Here is a 14885-nt window from a genome sequence, read left to right as displayed (position 1 = left end):
TAATTCAAACAAAAACTATTGTACGCAAAAAATTACCGAACAATTAGCCCAGTAAAATTAAGCAGGTATTCCCCTATTTTATGATACTTTTTGATTTAGATAAAAAGTGTTTCATTCTCTTTTGAATACATCAAAAATAATAATGAATTTGGTTCTTTTTTTTCCGCTACTTTATCTGCCTCCGTGATTCCAAATCTTGGGTGTACCAATTCATTTGTTGGTGGTGGCGGATTGTTTCTTTTAGCTCTTAAGTTTTTCAATGTAGAAAACGTTTTTATTATGTAGTTTAATTTGCTCATGATATTTAAGTTTATGTTAGTTTGCGTTTTATAATCTTTATTGTTTATTTAATTTTTTGTTATGGCAACCAAATGGAATAAAAAAAACCCTTTTGGATCACAATACCAAAAGGGTTTAAGTTTTATACAACTTATATATACTTTTAGTATCAACAGACGCGTACACAAATACGTGCGACGTTAAACATCTTGTTCATCTGTAGGGATTTATTCATCTTGGATTTACTTGCTATTTTAAAAAATTCTTGCATTTGTTTTATTTTAATAAGCTTCCCGGAAACTGCCAAATATTTTAACTTTTATCTTTTTTTTAAAATCAATTAAGAAAGAAAGTTGTTTCAACTTTTGTCCCGATCGACATAACTATATTCAGAATACTAAGTTTATTTTACTGGTAATTTTGAGGTATTACAAATGTGCGAATATTTTTTCAATTATGCAAGTGAGGATCAGCAAATTAATCGTAAAAAACGTCAAAAAACATCTTTTTAACGTTAAAAAACATCCTACAAATTAAAGATCTCAAAAAAAGAACGTTAAAACTTACAAAAAAAACACATCACGAACTTTCCTGTTTCATTATATCAAAGACCAACTAACTACTATTCGAAACCACTTACAGCCAAACTGCTTCTTTATTTTTAATTTTTTCGGCCACTTTTAAAATGTCAGTTATTATACCTCTTGATATAGCCTGCTTACATGCCGAAGCGCTTTGAATTGCTATTGGAACATCCGCATACGATTGTGTATAAATTTCAAAAATAGTATCTGAGCCTTTTAGCTGTCCTATGGCAGACCAGACTGGTTCTGAAACTATTTTTACTTCTAATGTATTTTTCTCTAAATCAAATTCTCCTACGTATCTTAGCACATGATTGTCTGCCTGGGCAATTTTTGCAATTTTAAATGATTTGTCGATCGCTTCTTTATTAAGAATGCCGTTTTTCTCCAGATGTTCTTCTGTAATAAGCGAATTAATTTTTATATCAGAGAAATCAAAATCTTTTCCAATTTCCCTTGTCAAAATCAATAACTTCCTTGCTGTATCATTTCCTGACAAATCTTCCTTAAAGGTTGACCGCATTAAACCCAATAAACTTGCATCTTTGAGCAGAGATGAAAAAGAACTATCTTCTGTCGCAAACCTATTAAAAACATAACTCAGATTATCTGAGAAAACACCTCGTATCTTAGTAATTTTCTCGCCTGAAGAATACAAATCTCTTAAGGTTTGTAATACCGGAAAACCTGTGTCTACTGATGTTTCGTACAAAAATTCTTTGTCGTATTTTTTAAGATTCTCCCTGATTCCTTTATACAAATCAATTGGCAGTGTATTGGCTTTTTTATTTACCGCTACAATGTTAAAACCATTCTCAATCAAAGTATTATAGTGATGAATGAGCTCGTCGCTCGCTGTTGCATCAACGGCTATTAAGTTCTCAAATTCGTTTTCTTTGGCAAATTCAATAATATCCTGCACTTTAAACGGAACGGCCAATTCTAAGAAATTGGTTTCCCAGGCATATCCAACGCCTTCTTTCTCGAAAAACGCTACTGTTGAATTGGTTATAATTGGAAAATGAAAATCAATATTTTTACTTTCGAGAAAAAACTCCTGACTTTCGATAATTTGATTGATCAAAGTACTTCCTATATTTCCAATTCCAAAAAGGATGATATTTATTTTAAGCTTTGACATAATTTTAATTTTTTGGGGTTAATTAACCCATATGAGATAGACGCACTGCTGTGCGCCTCTACATATATGGTGAAATCTTTATGTTGAATTTCTTCTATAAAAAATCACCTCTAGCAGAACTCACGCTGCTAAAGGCAATTTTTCAAACAAAAAACAAAAAAACCTAATTTTTATTAATACTATATTGCGATTGGGTAATGCTGGCGAAAGCAGCTTGCAAATCAGCTATTAAATCCTCGATATCTTCAATTCCGACAGAAAGTCGAACTAAATCTTTTGAAACTCCTGTTTCCAGTTGGTCTGCATCAGACAATTGTTGGTGCGTTGTACTTGCCGGATGAATAATTAATGATTTTGTATCACCAATATTGGCCAAAAGCGAGAACAACTTAGTTTGATCTACCACTTTTTTAGCGGCATCAAAACCACCTTTTAGTCCAAAAGTGATCACGCCACTTTGTCCTTTTGGCAAATATTGTTGTGCTAAATCATAATATTTATTGTTTTTAAGACCTGGATAATTTACCCAAACTACCTCATCTTGTTTTTCTAACCATGAGGCCAGAGCCAAAGCGTTTTCGCTATGTTTCTGGATTCGGATTGGTAAAGTTTCTAATCCCTGAATGATCTGAAAAGCATTAAATGGACTCAAAGCTGCTCCAAAATCACGCAAACCTTCGATTCTGGCTTTTGCTATAAAAGCTGCATTTCCTAACGCTTCATGATACACTAATCCGTGATATCCTGCAGAAGGCTCTGTAAACTCAGGGAATTTTCCGTTCGACCAGTCAAATTTTCCTGCATCTATAATAACGCCTCCTAATGAAGTTCCGTTTCCTGAAATATATTTGGTTAAAGAGTGAATTACGATATCTGCTCCGTACTGAATTGGATTCAATAAATAAGGTGTAGCAACCGTATTGTCTACAATAAAAGGCACTTTGAAGTTTTTGGCTTCCGCCGAAATTCCTTTCAGGTCTAATACATCTAATTTTGGATTCCCTAAAGATTCTACAAAAAAGGCTCTTGTGTTTTCTTTAGCTGCTTTTGTAAAATTTTCAGGTTGAGAAGGATCTACAAAAGTCGTTGTAATGCCTAAACGAGGTAAAGTTACATTTAGCAAATTATAAGTTCCGCCGTATAAACTATTCGAAGCCACAATATGATCTCCCGCTTTTAGCAAAGTCAATAATGTTGTAGAAATTGCCGATGCTCCAGATGCTGTCACTACAGCTCCAATTCCGCCTTCGAGTGCAGCCAGTCGTTGCTCTAAAATATCGTTTGTCGGGTTATTTAATCTCGTGTAAATAAATCCGGCTTCGGCAAGACCAAATAAATTGGCAGCGTGATCTGAATCGTTAAATACATAAGATGATGTCTGGTAAATAGGCACTGCTCTTGTTCCTGCATTTTTAGTAACATCGTGTCCTGCGTGTAGTGCGTTTGTTGCAAATTTTTGTGTGCTCATGATCTTAGTTTTTTAGGTATTGTGAATACTATTATATATTGTTATGTGAAATTGATTTTTGATGGTAATCTTTACGTGAAATCGCAATTAAAATTGATTTTTGAAATTGATATTGTTATTGATATTGTTATTGATATTGTTACTTATTGTATAAAAAAGTCTTCTCCTTCTTCTTCGAGATTATACATTAAGAGCAGTAATGATTTTTGACTTCTTATTACCTCCTGCTCTGCATTTAGTCTTGTAACTTCCTTAGTTAGGTCTTCGGATTTATTATTGTTTTTTTGAGAATCGTTTCTCAACAAATATTCTATTGCGATTGAGTTTAATGTTTTCATAATATAAAATTTAAAAAAGTTGAAATAAAAAAAAGCCCTTTCGGATGGCTACCAAAAGGGCTTATAGTTCTAACTATAACAAAGATTTTATCTTTCACTTTTGGCAACAACGAATTGGGATGCACATTTGCATCATCTCACAACATATCATCATATTATTCGCTATTGTTTTCATTTTATATTATTTTAAATTAATGCTTTTTAAAATTCGACTAATTTGATAGAGTAAATATATAAAGTATTATTAGATCTACCAAATTAAAAATTGATAATTAATACATTTTTTAACAATCCCTGAGAATACAGGTCTTCTCTTTATAGATTAGCCCACGGGTTTTACGGATTTGAGCGGGTTTACACAGATTCTTTTTATCCTCTTCTATTGTCTCAAAAATTTAGCCACAGATTGAATGATTAAAACGATCAAAAAAATCTGTGAAAATCTTTTAATCTGTGGCATGTTTAATTGAAGCCAAAATAAAAAAAGTTAAGCCACAGTTTAAATGATTACAAAAAAAATCCGCGTAAACCCGCTCAAATCCGTAAAACCCGTGGGCCAATCTTTTATTTTTAGAACTTAAAACTTAATCTGGCAAAACCAAATCTTCCGTTCAATCCAAATTGTGATACCGCTCTTGAATAAGCAAACTGATTTGCATTCGTCAAATCTGTACTTGGCGCAGGAGATAATGTTGGCGTTGTATTGGTAAATGCCGGAGTTGAAGGATTGTTTCTGTCCGGATAAACATCTCCTATATTATTAAGACCAATTGTAAATCTGAATTTCTCATTGATTTGATATCCTAAAGATAAATCGGTAACAATTTTTGCGCTGTATTCCGGATGCTCGTAAACTGATGATGATCCGTCCAAATTTACATCTGTCGCTCCCGGATCAGTCACTTTTCCGAAATAACTGTTTCTTAAATAAATATCCAGCTTTTTGATGCTGAATGTCGTCATCAAATTCGCTTTTAGTTTAGGAATCGCTTCTTCTAAATAAACTCTGCTCGATTCCGGGAAAAATGAATACACATAAGGATCCCCACCGGCATCAATAATAGATTGAGGAACATTTAACTTCCCTACTCTTTTGGTGGTATTGTAACTTAATGCAAAATCATTTCTGATGGTAAAATCCTGAATTACATCGTATTTTTGAGAAATCACTACATCTATACCTTTTGTTTCAGAATCGATTCCGTTGGTCCAGAACGAAGCTCTTTCAACACCTTTTAAATCAAATGCTTGCTGAAACAATGTCAATGCATCTTTTTGTGTAGCAGATGTAGCTGCATTTATCTGAGCATCTGTTGGTCTTGAATATTGTCCCGTTAGCACGACTCTGTCGTCGATTCTTGTAAAATAGGCATCTGTTGCAATCGTAATGTTTGCTTCAGGAATTTTAAATGTAAATCCTGTACTAATACTTTTAGATTTTTCAGGTTTTAGGCTTTCAACCCCAATGCTTTTAGCCGCCTGAGAATCGTTTGTAAAATAACCTACCTGGTAAGGTGCTCCATTTATGAACTGAGTAGAACTTGATTCAAAATATTTTTGCTGTAATGATGGCGCTCTAAAACCGGTTTGACCCGAAATTCTCCAGTTGATATTATCGTTTATTTTCAAAAGAGAAGCTACTTTAAAAATAACCGTGCTTCCAAAATCAGAATAATTTTCATAACGAACTGCTCCGTTCAAAAGCCAGCTTTTAGTCGCATTCAATTCTAAATCAAGATAAGCAGCACCACTTTTTCTGTCTTTTTCTTTAGCATCAGATGGTTGAAAACCTGAAAATCCCTGTGCTCCTGCGCCACGCTTGTTACCAAAAAAGTCTGTTACTATTAATGGTGAGTTACTTGGCAAAATTCCAGGAACTATGTTTCCGTTTATATCATACAATCCATAAGAAGCTTCTTCTCCTGCTTTAATCTGATAATTTTCATATCTGAACTCTCCACCAAAAGCAACATTCAGTCCTTCTAAAACATCAAGCTTTTTACTGAAATCTAAATTGGTTGTGCTTTGCAAAAATGAAACTTTACCAGCATCAAAACTAGAAGGAGAATTTACTCCTAAAGTTGCATTGATGGTATTGTTTACATCATATTGAAAAGAGTTTGAGCCCAAGTTAGTACTTAAATCAGTATCAAAACCTAATATATTGGTAGTAACTCCAAGTGCCGCCGAAGCATCTAATATAGATGATTCTATTTCTGGTAAAAATCCGTTTTCATACACTTGCGTGAAAGTATTGGCACCGTTTGGTAATCTGTTGAAAGCATAAGATTGACCATTTCTATACGAAACTCCACCAAAAGAATACAAAGATGTAATATCAGATAATGGATATTTTGTATTATAATATAGTTGTCCAGAAGCCAGTTCTGACTGACCAACACTCATATTATAATCACTTCTTTCCTGACCTCTGTAAGCAATTTCATTATTAGTAACATCAAAATTCAAAGCCGTCTGCATTTGAGCCAATGTTGTTGCCGAAGAAATTGCAGTTTGCTGCGCCGGTGTAAAATAACTTACTTGTGGTGCATATTGCTGTAATGAGCTAATAATTTGCGCTGAATTTGAAGTATTATTAATATTGCTAAACAATGAATTGATAGCAACACCATTTTGAGCTGCTCTGTTTTCTACAGCATTGTAAGCATTAAAAATAGGACCGTTTCTAATTCCGGCTCTGCTTGTGGCCTGTCTTGTTACCGCAGTTCCGGTAACATTCAGAAAACTTCCTTCTTTACCTAAAGAGGTTCCGTAATTCAAATCTACTTGTACGGTTTGTCCGTCAGCTCCGCCTTTAAAATTATTAGATCCTGAAGATAAGTTGGTACCATATTGAATACCTCCCGAAATAAAATTAGCATTCTTTTTTAATACAATATTAATAACTCCAGCAATAGCATCTGAGCCGTATTGTGCGGCTGCACCATCACGTAAAACTTCGATTCTTTCAATAGCAAATGACGGAATTGCATTTAAATCTGTTCCAACAGATCCTCTTCCCGGAGATCCGTTTATGTTTACCAATGCGCTTGAGTGCCTGCGTTTACCGTTTACCAATATCAAAACCTGATCAGGTCCTAAACCTCTTAATTGCGCCGGATCGACGTGATCTGTAGCATCTGCGGTAGAAGTCGCATTACTGGTAAAAGAAGGCGCAACGTAATTTAAGATCTGAGTAACACTCGTTTGCGGAGAACCTTTTGTAATGTCTGAAATATTAAAAACATCTACAGGAACAGGAACATCAGTTTTTACCCGATTTTTACTTCTCGATCCCACTATTGTTACTTCAGATAATTCATTGTTTTTCAGACTATCCTGTTCTTTTTTATTTTCCTGAGCATAAACACCTGAAAACGTGAGAAGACCTAAAGCGATTAGTACATTTTTTTTCATTGCTTTTAAGATTAATTTAGTGGTTTTGGCTTAAAAATTATTTGCAGTTATTTTTTATCTGGACAAAAAAAAACCTCTGCGATCTGCAGAGGTTTCTATATATATTTTTGAAAAAAAATTACAATAGCGTCTCTGCGGAGAACTCCGGCATCTTACAAGACATCATATTGCAAACTGTAAATTTCATTTTTTTAATTTTCGTGAGGCAAATTTGCGAACTATTTTTTTATCGGCCAAACAAAAACCGAAATATTTTCAATTACCCTATCAAATTAGTATATTACTGTTAAATTTATGCTATAAAAAATAAAAAAAGTTGAACTTTAATTTGCAAATCAAAATGGTTTTGTACTTTTGCACCCGAATACGGAGGAAAAATTTGAACTGATTGCAACCTCTTCATAATGAAATGGTTCGTTATGAATGCTGAAAGATAAATTTCGGCATTAAAAAATGCTAAAGCAGACTATCTCCTTTAGCCCTTTTTAAGCAATTTTTTTCCTCACTTAATTTTAATTTAATAAATTATTATGGCTTATTTATTTACGTCAGAATCTGTTAGTGAAGGGCATCCAGACAAAGTTGCAGATCAAATTTCGGATGCATTAATTGATAACTTTTTGGCATTTGATGCTGACTCAAAAGTAGCTTGCGAAACTCTTGTTACTACAGGTCAGGTAATTTTAGCTGGTGAAGTAAAATCGAATACTTATCTTGATGTGCAGCAAATTGCCCGTGATGTAATCCGTAAGATTGGATATACAAAAAGCGAGTATATGTTTGAAGCAAATTCTTGTGGAATTCTTTCAGCAATTCATGAGCAATCTGCAGATATTAATCAAGGGGTTGACAGAGCTAAGCCAGAAGAGCAAGGTGCAGGAGACCAGGGAATGATGTTTGGTTATGCAACTAACGAAACTGAAAACTACATGCCACTGGCACTTGATTTATCTCATAAATTATTACAGGAATTAGCAATTTTAAGACGTGAGAATAACGAAATCACTTATTTACGTCCTGACGCAAAATCTCAGGTAACTTTAGAATATAGTGATGATAACAAACCAACTCGTATTGATGCGATTGTAATTTCAACTCAACACGATGATTTTGATGAAGAAGCTACTATGCTGGCTAAAATCAAAAAAGATATCATCGAAATTTTGATTCCAAGAATCATTGCAAAAAATCCAGCTCACGCGCATTTATTCAATGATAAAATCAACTACCATATTAACCCAACAGGAAAATTCGTTATTGGAGGACCTCACGGAGATACTGGTTTAACAGGAAGAAAAATCATTGTGGATACTTACGGTGGAAAAGGTGCTCACGGTGGTGGTGCATTCTCTGGAAAAGATCCAAGTAAAGTAGACAGAAGTGCTGCTTATGCAACTCGTCATATCGCTAAAAACTTAGTGGCTGCAGGTGTTGCCGACGAAATCTTAGTTCAGGTTTCTTACGCAATTGGAGTTGCTGAACCAATGGGTATTTTTATTGATACTTACGGAACTTCTAAAGTAAACTTAACTAACGGTGAAATTGCTAAAAAAGTAGAAGCTATCTTTGATATGCGTCCTTACTTCATCGAGCAACGTTTGAAATTAAGAAACCCAATTTATAGCGAAACTGCTGCTTACGGACACATGGGACGTAAACCAGAAGTGGTAACTAAAACTTTTTCTGCTCCGGGAGGAAATGTAAAAACAGTTACTGTTGAGTTATTTACCTGGGAGAAACTTGATTTCGTAGACAAAGTAAAAGCAGAATTTGGATTGTAATTCGATCTGAATCATACATAACAAAAAGGCTTTCTAAAATTTTAGAAAGCCTTTTTTATTTTTAATAATTATCTGTCTATTAATTCGACGCTGATTTTACGGATTTTTCTTTTAAACCTATAAATTTATCGCTCTAATTGTACATTTGGTAATGTTTTAGGACGAGAAGCATCATTTGACAAAATCCATCCTGTACGGTACATCCACTCAGTCATTTTATGCAATTTTACAAAATCAATATTTTCAGATTCGTCCATTGGAGTGTGGTACTGACTGTGTAAAACACTGGTGTAGAAAACAGATGGAATTCCTCTTTTTGCATAAGGTAAATGGTCTGAACGGAAATAAAAATATTCCGGATGTTCTGGTCTGTCCCAAAGTTTATCCAGATCGAATTTAGGACCTTCATCATTGGCTTTTTTAGCAATCGCTACCAAATCTGATGAGTTTTCATGAGGAGAGCTCGAACCTAAAAGAGCAGCCTGATTTACATTATTTCGACCAATCATATCTCCGTTTAAAACTGCGATGATATCCTTTTCCGGAACTGTTGGGTGCGATGCGTACCATCTTGATCCTAACAGACCGCGTTCTTCTGCACCGTGAAATACAAATAGAGAAGTTCTTTTTCCCGGTTGCTTTTTATACGCTCTTGCAATAGCCAGCAGTGCCACACAAGTACTCGCATTATCGTCAGCACCATTATAAATAGAATCCTGACCGTATTTTTGCCTTACACCATCATGATCCTGGTGTCCGCTAAAAAGAACGTATTCCTTTTTTAATTTAGGATCTGTTCCTTCTACTGTTCCTACTACATTTACTGATGGATATTTATAAGTTTCAGAAATTACTTCAGTAGACAAAAGATCTTTCGTTGTTTTTAAATAGGCTAACTGATCATTATGCACCCAGAAAACCGGCATAGTTGATCCAATTTTATCGCGAACTCCTTCAATTCCGTAAATACCTCTTGTCATTTGTGGTTCTACCTGAGACCAGCTTTCTTCTGCCAATGCATCTGCTACGAAAATAAGTGCTGAGGCTCCTTTTTTTACTACAAGTTCATAGTATTTATTTCGAACAAGACCCGGATAACGTCTGTCAAAAAGAGAAATATCATCTGCAATTCCTTCTTTCGAAGCCAATAAAACAACCGCTTTTCCTTTTACGTCGGCTTTCTCAATCTCTTCTTTTGTTGCTGCTCCCAAATATACTAATGGTGCATCTACTTTTATATTGGTAGTTTCTGCAACAAGAACATCTTTCCACAATTTATATTCTTTTGATCCAATTTTAAATTTTGTATTAGGAGTTACCTGATGCCTGTACATATCAAAAAACTGAAAATAAGTTCCGTCATCACCTGCCGGAGCCATTCCCGCCTCTTTCGCCTTATTGGCCAGCCACATCGATACCTTTAATTCATCAAGGGTTCCTGCTTCACGACCATTAAAATGATCACCAGCCATCTGGTACATATCGGTTTTAAGGTCTTTGTCTGTAATTGCTGAAACTAGTGGTTTTTTTATTGCCTGCGCAAAAACTACTCCTCCGTAAGCAATCAAAACGAGCATCATTTTATTTTTCATACGTTTTAATTTAGTATCCCAAACTTAGTAATTTATAGAGTAAAAAATGCTTATTTGGATTTGAAATACTACTGAAATGCCAAATCAATAAAATCGCAGGAACATTTTTTTTTGCATTATTATTTTTATTTGGTTATCCCTTACAATTTAGCTTACTTTATACAAAATAACTGATTAAAAAATGAGCAGACTTCCTTCTTTAAAAAATGTTCTAAACTCCACACTAAAAACAGTTCTCAGATTTCCGTTAGAAACTATAACTGTAATTTTAGGAACTATTATAGCTATAGTTCTTAATGAGAAAGAATACAATGATCCTAACAAAGAACTTTATCAAAAAGCATTAATGAGCTGTTCTTTGTGTTTGGTTTTATTTCTTTCTGTTAGTTTATTCTTCCTGGCCTCAAAAAAGAACCTGATTTGGCGTTTGATAACCAGTTTCGTTCTTGGCGGCTGTATTATTCTTTTTGTTTTTAATTTTCATCAATATATTACTGAGACAGAAATACAACAATTTCTTGTACTTAACATTGCTTTGCATTTACTGGTTTCGTTTGCAGGATTTTTGCCGAGAACCTATAATCAGGATGAATTTTGGGAATTCAACAAACAGCTTTTCCTTCGAATTCTAACTTCTGCATTGTACAGCATTGTAATTTATTCTGGTCTGGCATTGGCTATCTTAGCCATTGACAAACTTTTTAAAGTCGAATTCTATGATCATATTTACTTTCATGTCTTTTTTGTAATTGCTGGAATTTTTAATACACTATTCTTCTTGAACGGAGTTCCTGAAACCAATAACAATCAGAATCCTTTGATTTTAAATTATCCAAAAGCGCTTAAAAACTTCACGCAATTTGTGTTATTACCTTTAATAAGCCTTTACCTGGTCATTTTAATTTGTTATGAAACCAAAATAGTATTGACGCTTTCCTTGCCTGTGGGCTGGGTTTCCTATCTCGTTTTGGTATTCGCCATTTTCGGAATTCTATCTTTTTTACTGGTTCATCCCATTGCGACAGAAACCGGGAATCTTTGGATGAGAACATTCAGTCGTTGGTTTTATTTTCTATTGATTCCGTTATTGGGATTGCTTTTTTGGGCGATTTTATACCGAATCAATCTTTACGGATTTACACACGAACGCTATTATGTTTTACTCTTATCAATATGGCTTTCTATTGTTGTGGCGTATTTTTTAATTCAAAAAAACCCTAAAATAAAATTCATTCCAATAAGTATGTGTCTGGCAGGATTGTTTTCTATTATTGGTCCTCAAAGTGCTAATGCGATATCTAAACACAGTCAGTTATCCCGATTTGAAACTTTTATGAAAAACGCAGATCATAAGAAGATGACTTTCGAACAGGAACAAGATTTAAGCAGTATTGTTTCTTTTCTGGAGGATAATTATGGTATAGAAATTATGGTTCCCTATGCAAAGACAAAACTTGAAAGTCTTCTTAGAAAAAATAAAACTCCTAGTCGTTACGAAATAATGGAAGCTCTCGGTTATGAATATAGATCTCCATATGATAAGAAAGAAAAAAACAAAACTGATTTCTACTTCTACTATTATGAGAATAACCAAAATGCTGTAGAGAATATTCATGGATACGATCTCTCATTTAATCTTTCTTCTTATGATAACAATTTTGAATGCAAAGATTGTGTAACGATTGACAATAAGAACTATTCCATAAAATCTACAGTTAAAGATTATGGTTTAAAACTAGAGATTAATCAGGATACTATTCCGTTAGAAATTAGCGCCTTTGTGAATAAAAACCCTGCTTTTGACCAAAACAATTATAATTTAAATAAAAAGGTAACGCAGGAAATAGAAACTCCAAAGTATAAAGTTTTAATTACCTATCTTAATGCGAATGGTAAAATCAAAAACAATAAAAAAGTATTAGACAGCTATAACATAAAAGTACTGGTGAAAATTAAAAACTAAAAAGAAAGCCTTTGAATTATTTTTCAAAGGCTTTTTTATTTATGCTTTTTTAAATCATTTAGTACGTTCCGTTTTGCATTTTACTTAATGTTTCGCGAATATCTGTCGCAGTTTCTTCCTCTACATAATCGGTTAAATATTTTACGGCCAGAGTTTGTGTTGTAATCGCTTTCTCTTTTTGTCCGTCTTTATAATACAACTGTGCCAGAGTATCTAAATAATATGGATTGTTTTTACTGATCATCAAACTATATTCTGACCACGTAATTGCTGATTTTATAAAACCAGTATTGCCAGGTTTTGAAACTACGGTCCACGCAGCTTCATTGCATAAATTCGAATGGTATTCCTTAAAAGCATTCCATCCGTTGTATGAATACTCAGAATTAGGATCGATCGAAGTAAACATTGTATCTAGTTTTTCGATAACGCTTCCTTTATCTGTCGCGAGATTAGCATTAAAATAAGTACTAAACTCTTTTAAATAATTTGTATTTGAGCCGTCTCTATCTTGAATCTCAGCCAAATATGCAAAGTAATTTTGATAAGATTCAAAATTACCTTTTCCAGCAGCAATTAGTTTTTTATAAACTGCAATCGTTTTACTGTCATCTTTTACTCTTGAAGCATTATTTTCAACAACATAATTATTTTGCTGTAAAGCTGTTGCAATCTCTGTATTTAAATTTCCTATTACATGTGTCTCACCTTCTTTAGCAGTAAAAGCTGCACGTTCTGCATCAATTGCATCATAGTGTTTTATCAAATAATCTATAGCAAGAAAATCAGTATCATTTAAAACTTTATCATCTTTAAAAAACTGTTTCGAAAATCCCTGATTTTTAATTTCTTTCAAAATGGTTTCGACCAAATACATATTCGGTTTTGTATCTTTTTGATGGGCTTCAATCAGTTTTTTCCAAACCTGAGCCACTTCTTTTTTATCTAAGGCTGCATTTGCAAACTTAAATTCTCCGGCATTATCATCAGTTGTTACTGTATAATCTGTATCATAATCATATGGTATTTCCAAAACTGCAACTTTATTAAAAGCCTGGATCAAATCAGCATCTGTTGCTTTTTTGTTTTTTAATGTTTTACTAAAAGTCAACAATCCATCCGTTCTTTGCAATTTTTTATAGAGAGCATCATAATAATTGAACTGATACTGTTTGTCCTTAAAATTAGATTTTGCAGTGGCTAAAACCTCTCCGTTATTATTCAGGATAATCACACTTGGATCAGCTGTAACTTTATTCGTTTTAAGCCACTTTTTATCATCGGCTGTAGCCAAATAATAATTGTACAAATCATATTCAGGGTTGTATGCATCATACATGGTATAAGCAATCTGCGTTTCCTGGTCTTTAGTAAAAGCATCAAAATCAGTTTTTGCCGAAGCATTTTTACTGTCAACGCCAACTACTAAAAATTTAGTTTTGCTTTGTTTAATAGATGAAATTGCATTTTTAAGATTATTTTCGATTTTTAATTTAAAATCAAATGCTGGAGGATATGAATCTACTCCTACAACAGTAGAATCGACTGCGGTACCAAAATCATCACTTACTAAAGGTTCTTTTCCTGCATACGTCCAATTTGCAACTGTCTTATTTTCTAGTGGAATCACCGAAACTTTTTCAGGCTGCGCATCTTTCGCATTACGAAATACTAAAGGATCTTTTCCTGATTGTTCAGAAATCATCAGCTCAGTTGTTTTCTGATTGAAAAAACCTTTAATATTTAAATTCCCTACAACATCCGATTGATATTTAATCGTAATTTCTGAAACATCTTTTGGCAAAGCAAATTTAGAAACCATGCTATTTCCACCATATTCTTCATAAACCAAATACAAATAATCTGCTTTATCAATCTCAAAATCTACATCAGTTTTATCCTCTTGAGGATTTACTCTGGTTTTAATATCTGATAGTCTTTGATATTCCACCTCACCTGAGCCTTTTTGTGTACCAACGTAGAAAGAGTAATAGTAAACAGCATCAACAAACTTTATTTTTACTTTTTTTGCTTTTTTATCATTTTTAAAAGCAAGATCAAAACCACTTTCTGCTTTTGCAGTTGGAGTAAACAATAATGAATCGCCTTTGATTTCATAATTACCCGAATAAAAAACCAATTCGTATTTATTATCTTCTAATAAATTCAGTTTGATTTTTTGACCTTTATTGGTCGATAAATAAGATCCTTTTTCAATATTTTTTGTTTGAGAAAAAGAAACAGATATTAAACAAAAGAAAGCTAATAAACTCCATATAAAATTACGCATGCTTAAAATTTTAGTTGTTACTATTTCAAACA

General features: G+C 33.5%; 9 protein-coding genes. 2 read left to right on the top strand and 7 right to left on the bottom strand.

The window, feature by feature from the left end; all coding sequences use genetic code 11:
- Positions 1-95 precede the first annotated feature (95 nt).
- From FLP_RS09495 to FLP_RS09475, 5 genes are all read right to left on the bottom strand, one after another.
- A complete protein-coding gene (locus FLP_RS09495) occupies positions 96-299 on the bottom strand; it encodes a hypothetical protein (RefSeq protein WP_065449284.1) in 204 nt (67 codons plus the stop codon).
- Positions 300-915: 616 nt separating this feature from the next.
- Positions 916-2004, bottom strand: a complete 1089-nt coding sequence (locus FLP_RS09490; RefSeq protein ID WP_065449283.1) for a homoserine dehydrogenase family protein — start codon at positions 2002-2004, stop codon at positions 916-918.
- A 163-nt stretch (positions 2005-2167) separates the two neighbouring features.
- Positions 2168-3472, bottom strand: a complete 1305-nt coding sequence (locus FLP_RS09485; RefSeq protein WP_065449282.1) for an O-acetylhomoserine aminocarboxypropyltransferase/cysteine synthase family protein — start codon at positions 3470-3472, stop codon at positions 2168-2170.
- A gap of 143 nt (positions 3473-3615) precedes the next feature.
- Positions 3616-3810, bottom strand: a complete 195-nt coding sequence (locus FLP_RS09480) for a hypothetical protein (RefSeq protein ID WP_065449281.1) — start codon at positions 3808-3810, stop codon at positions 3616-3618.
- Positions 3811-4380: 570 nt separating this feature from the next.
- Entirely contained in the window at positions 4381-7227 is a 2847-nt protein-coding gene (locus FLP_RS09475; protein WP_065449280.1) for a TonB-dependent receptor plug domain-containing protein, read from the bottom strand.
- A gap of 530 nt (positions 7228-7757) precedes the next feature.
- Here FLP_RS09475 and metK point away from each other — a divergent pair.
- Positions 7758-9008: a methionine adenosyltransferase gene (metK, locus tag FLP_RS09470; RefSeq protein WP_065449279.1), complete on the top strand. Its 1251-nt coding sequence runs from the start codon at positions 7758-7760 to the stop codon at positions 9006-9008.
- Positions 9009-9133: 125 nt separating this feature from the next.
- Here the strand turns inward: metK and FLP_RS09465 are convergent, their stop codons facing one another.
- Complete coding sequence (locus tag FLP_RS09465; RefSeq protein WP_065449278.1) at positions 9134-10600, bottom strand: M28 family metallopeptidase; 1467 nt, start codon at positions 10598-10600, stop codon at positions 9134-9136.
- Between the two features lie 181 nt (positions 10601-10781).
- Between FLP_RS09465 and FLP_RS09460 the strand changes: the two genes are divergently transcribed.
- Positions 10782-12563 (top strand): DUF4153 domain-containing protein, encoded by a 1782-nt coding sequence (locus FLP_RS09460; RefSeq protein ID WP_065449277.1) that lies wholly within the window; start codon positions 10782-10784, stop codon positions 12561-12563.
- A gap of 58 nt (positions 12564-12621) precedes the next feature.
- Here the strand turns inward: FLP_RS09460 and FLP_RS09455 are convergent, their stop codons facing one another.
- A complete protein-coding gene (locus FLP_RS09455) occupies positions 12622-14853 on the bottom strand; it encodes a hypothetical protein (protein ID WP_065449317.1) in 2232 nt (743 codons plus the stop codon).
- Between the last annotated feature and the right edge of the window lie 32 nt (positions 14854-14885).

This window comes from Flavobacterium piscis (assembly GCF_001686925.1).
Lineage (GTDB): Bacteria > Bacteroidota > Bacteroidia > Flavobacteriales > Flavobacteriaceae > Flavobacterium > Flavobacterium piscis.
The sequence above is the reverse complement of the archived record's forward strand: the minus strand, read 5'-3'. Positions and strand labels throughout refer to the sequence as shown.

Coding starts and splice junctions, on each gene's coding strand:
- FLP_RS09495 (WP_065449284.1), bottom strand. CDS start 299: ATGAGCAAATTAAACTACATAATAAAAACGTTTTCTACATTGAAAAAC.
- FLP_RS09490 (WP_065449283.1), bottom strand. CDS start 2,004: ATGTCAAAGCTTAAAATAAATATCATCCTTTTTGGAATTGGAAATATA.
- FLP_RS09485 (WP_065449282.1), bottom strand. CDS start 3,472: ATGAGCACACAAAAATTTGCAACAAACGCACTACACGCAGGACACGAT.
- FLP_RS09480 (WP_065449281.1), bottom strand. CDS start 3,810: ATGAAAACATTAAACTCAATCGCAATAGAATATTTGTTGAGAAACGAT.
- FLP_RS09475 (WP_065449280.1), bottom strand. CDS start 7,227: ATGAAAAAAAATGTACTAATCGCTTTAGGTCTTCTCACGTTTTCAGGT.
- metK (WP_065449279.1), top strand. CDS start 7,758: ATGGCTTATTTATTTACGTCAGAATCTGTTAGTGAAGGGCATCCAGAC.
- FLP_RS09465 (WP_065449278.1), bottom strand. CDS start 10,600: ATGAAAAATAAAATGATGCTCGTTTTGATTGCTTACGGAGGAGTAGTT.
- FLP_RS09460 (WP_065449277.1), top strand. CDS start 10,782: ATGAGCAGACTTCCTTCTTTAAAAAATGTTCTAAACTCCACACTAAAA.
- FLP_RS09455 (WP_065449317.1), bottom strand. CDS start 14,853: ATGCGTAATTTTATATGGAGTTTATTAGCTTTCTTTTGTTTAATATCT.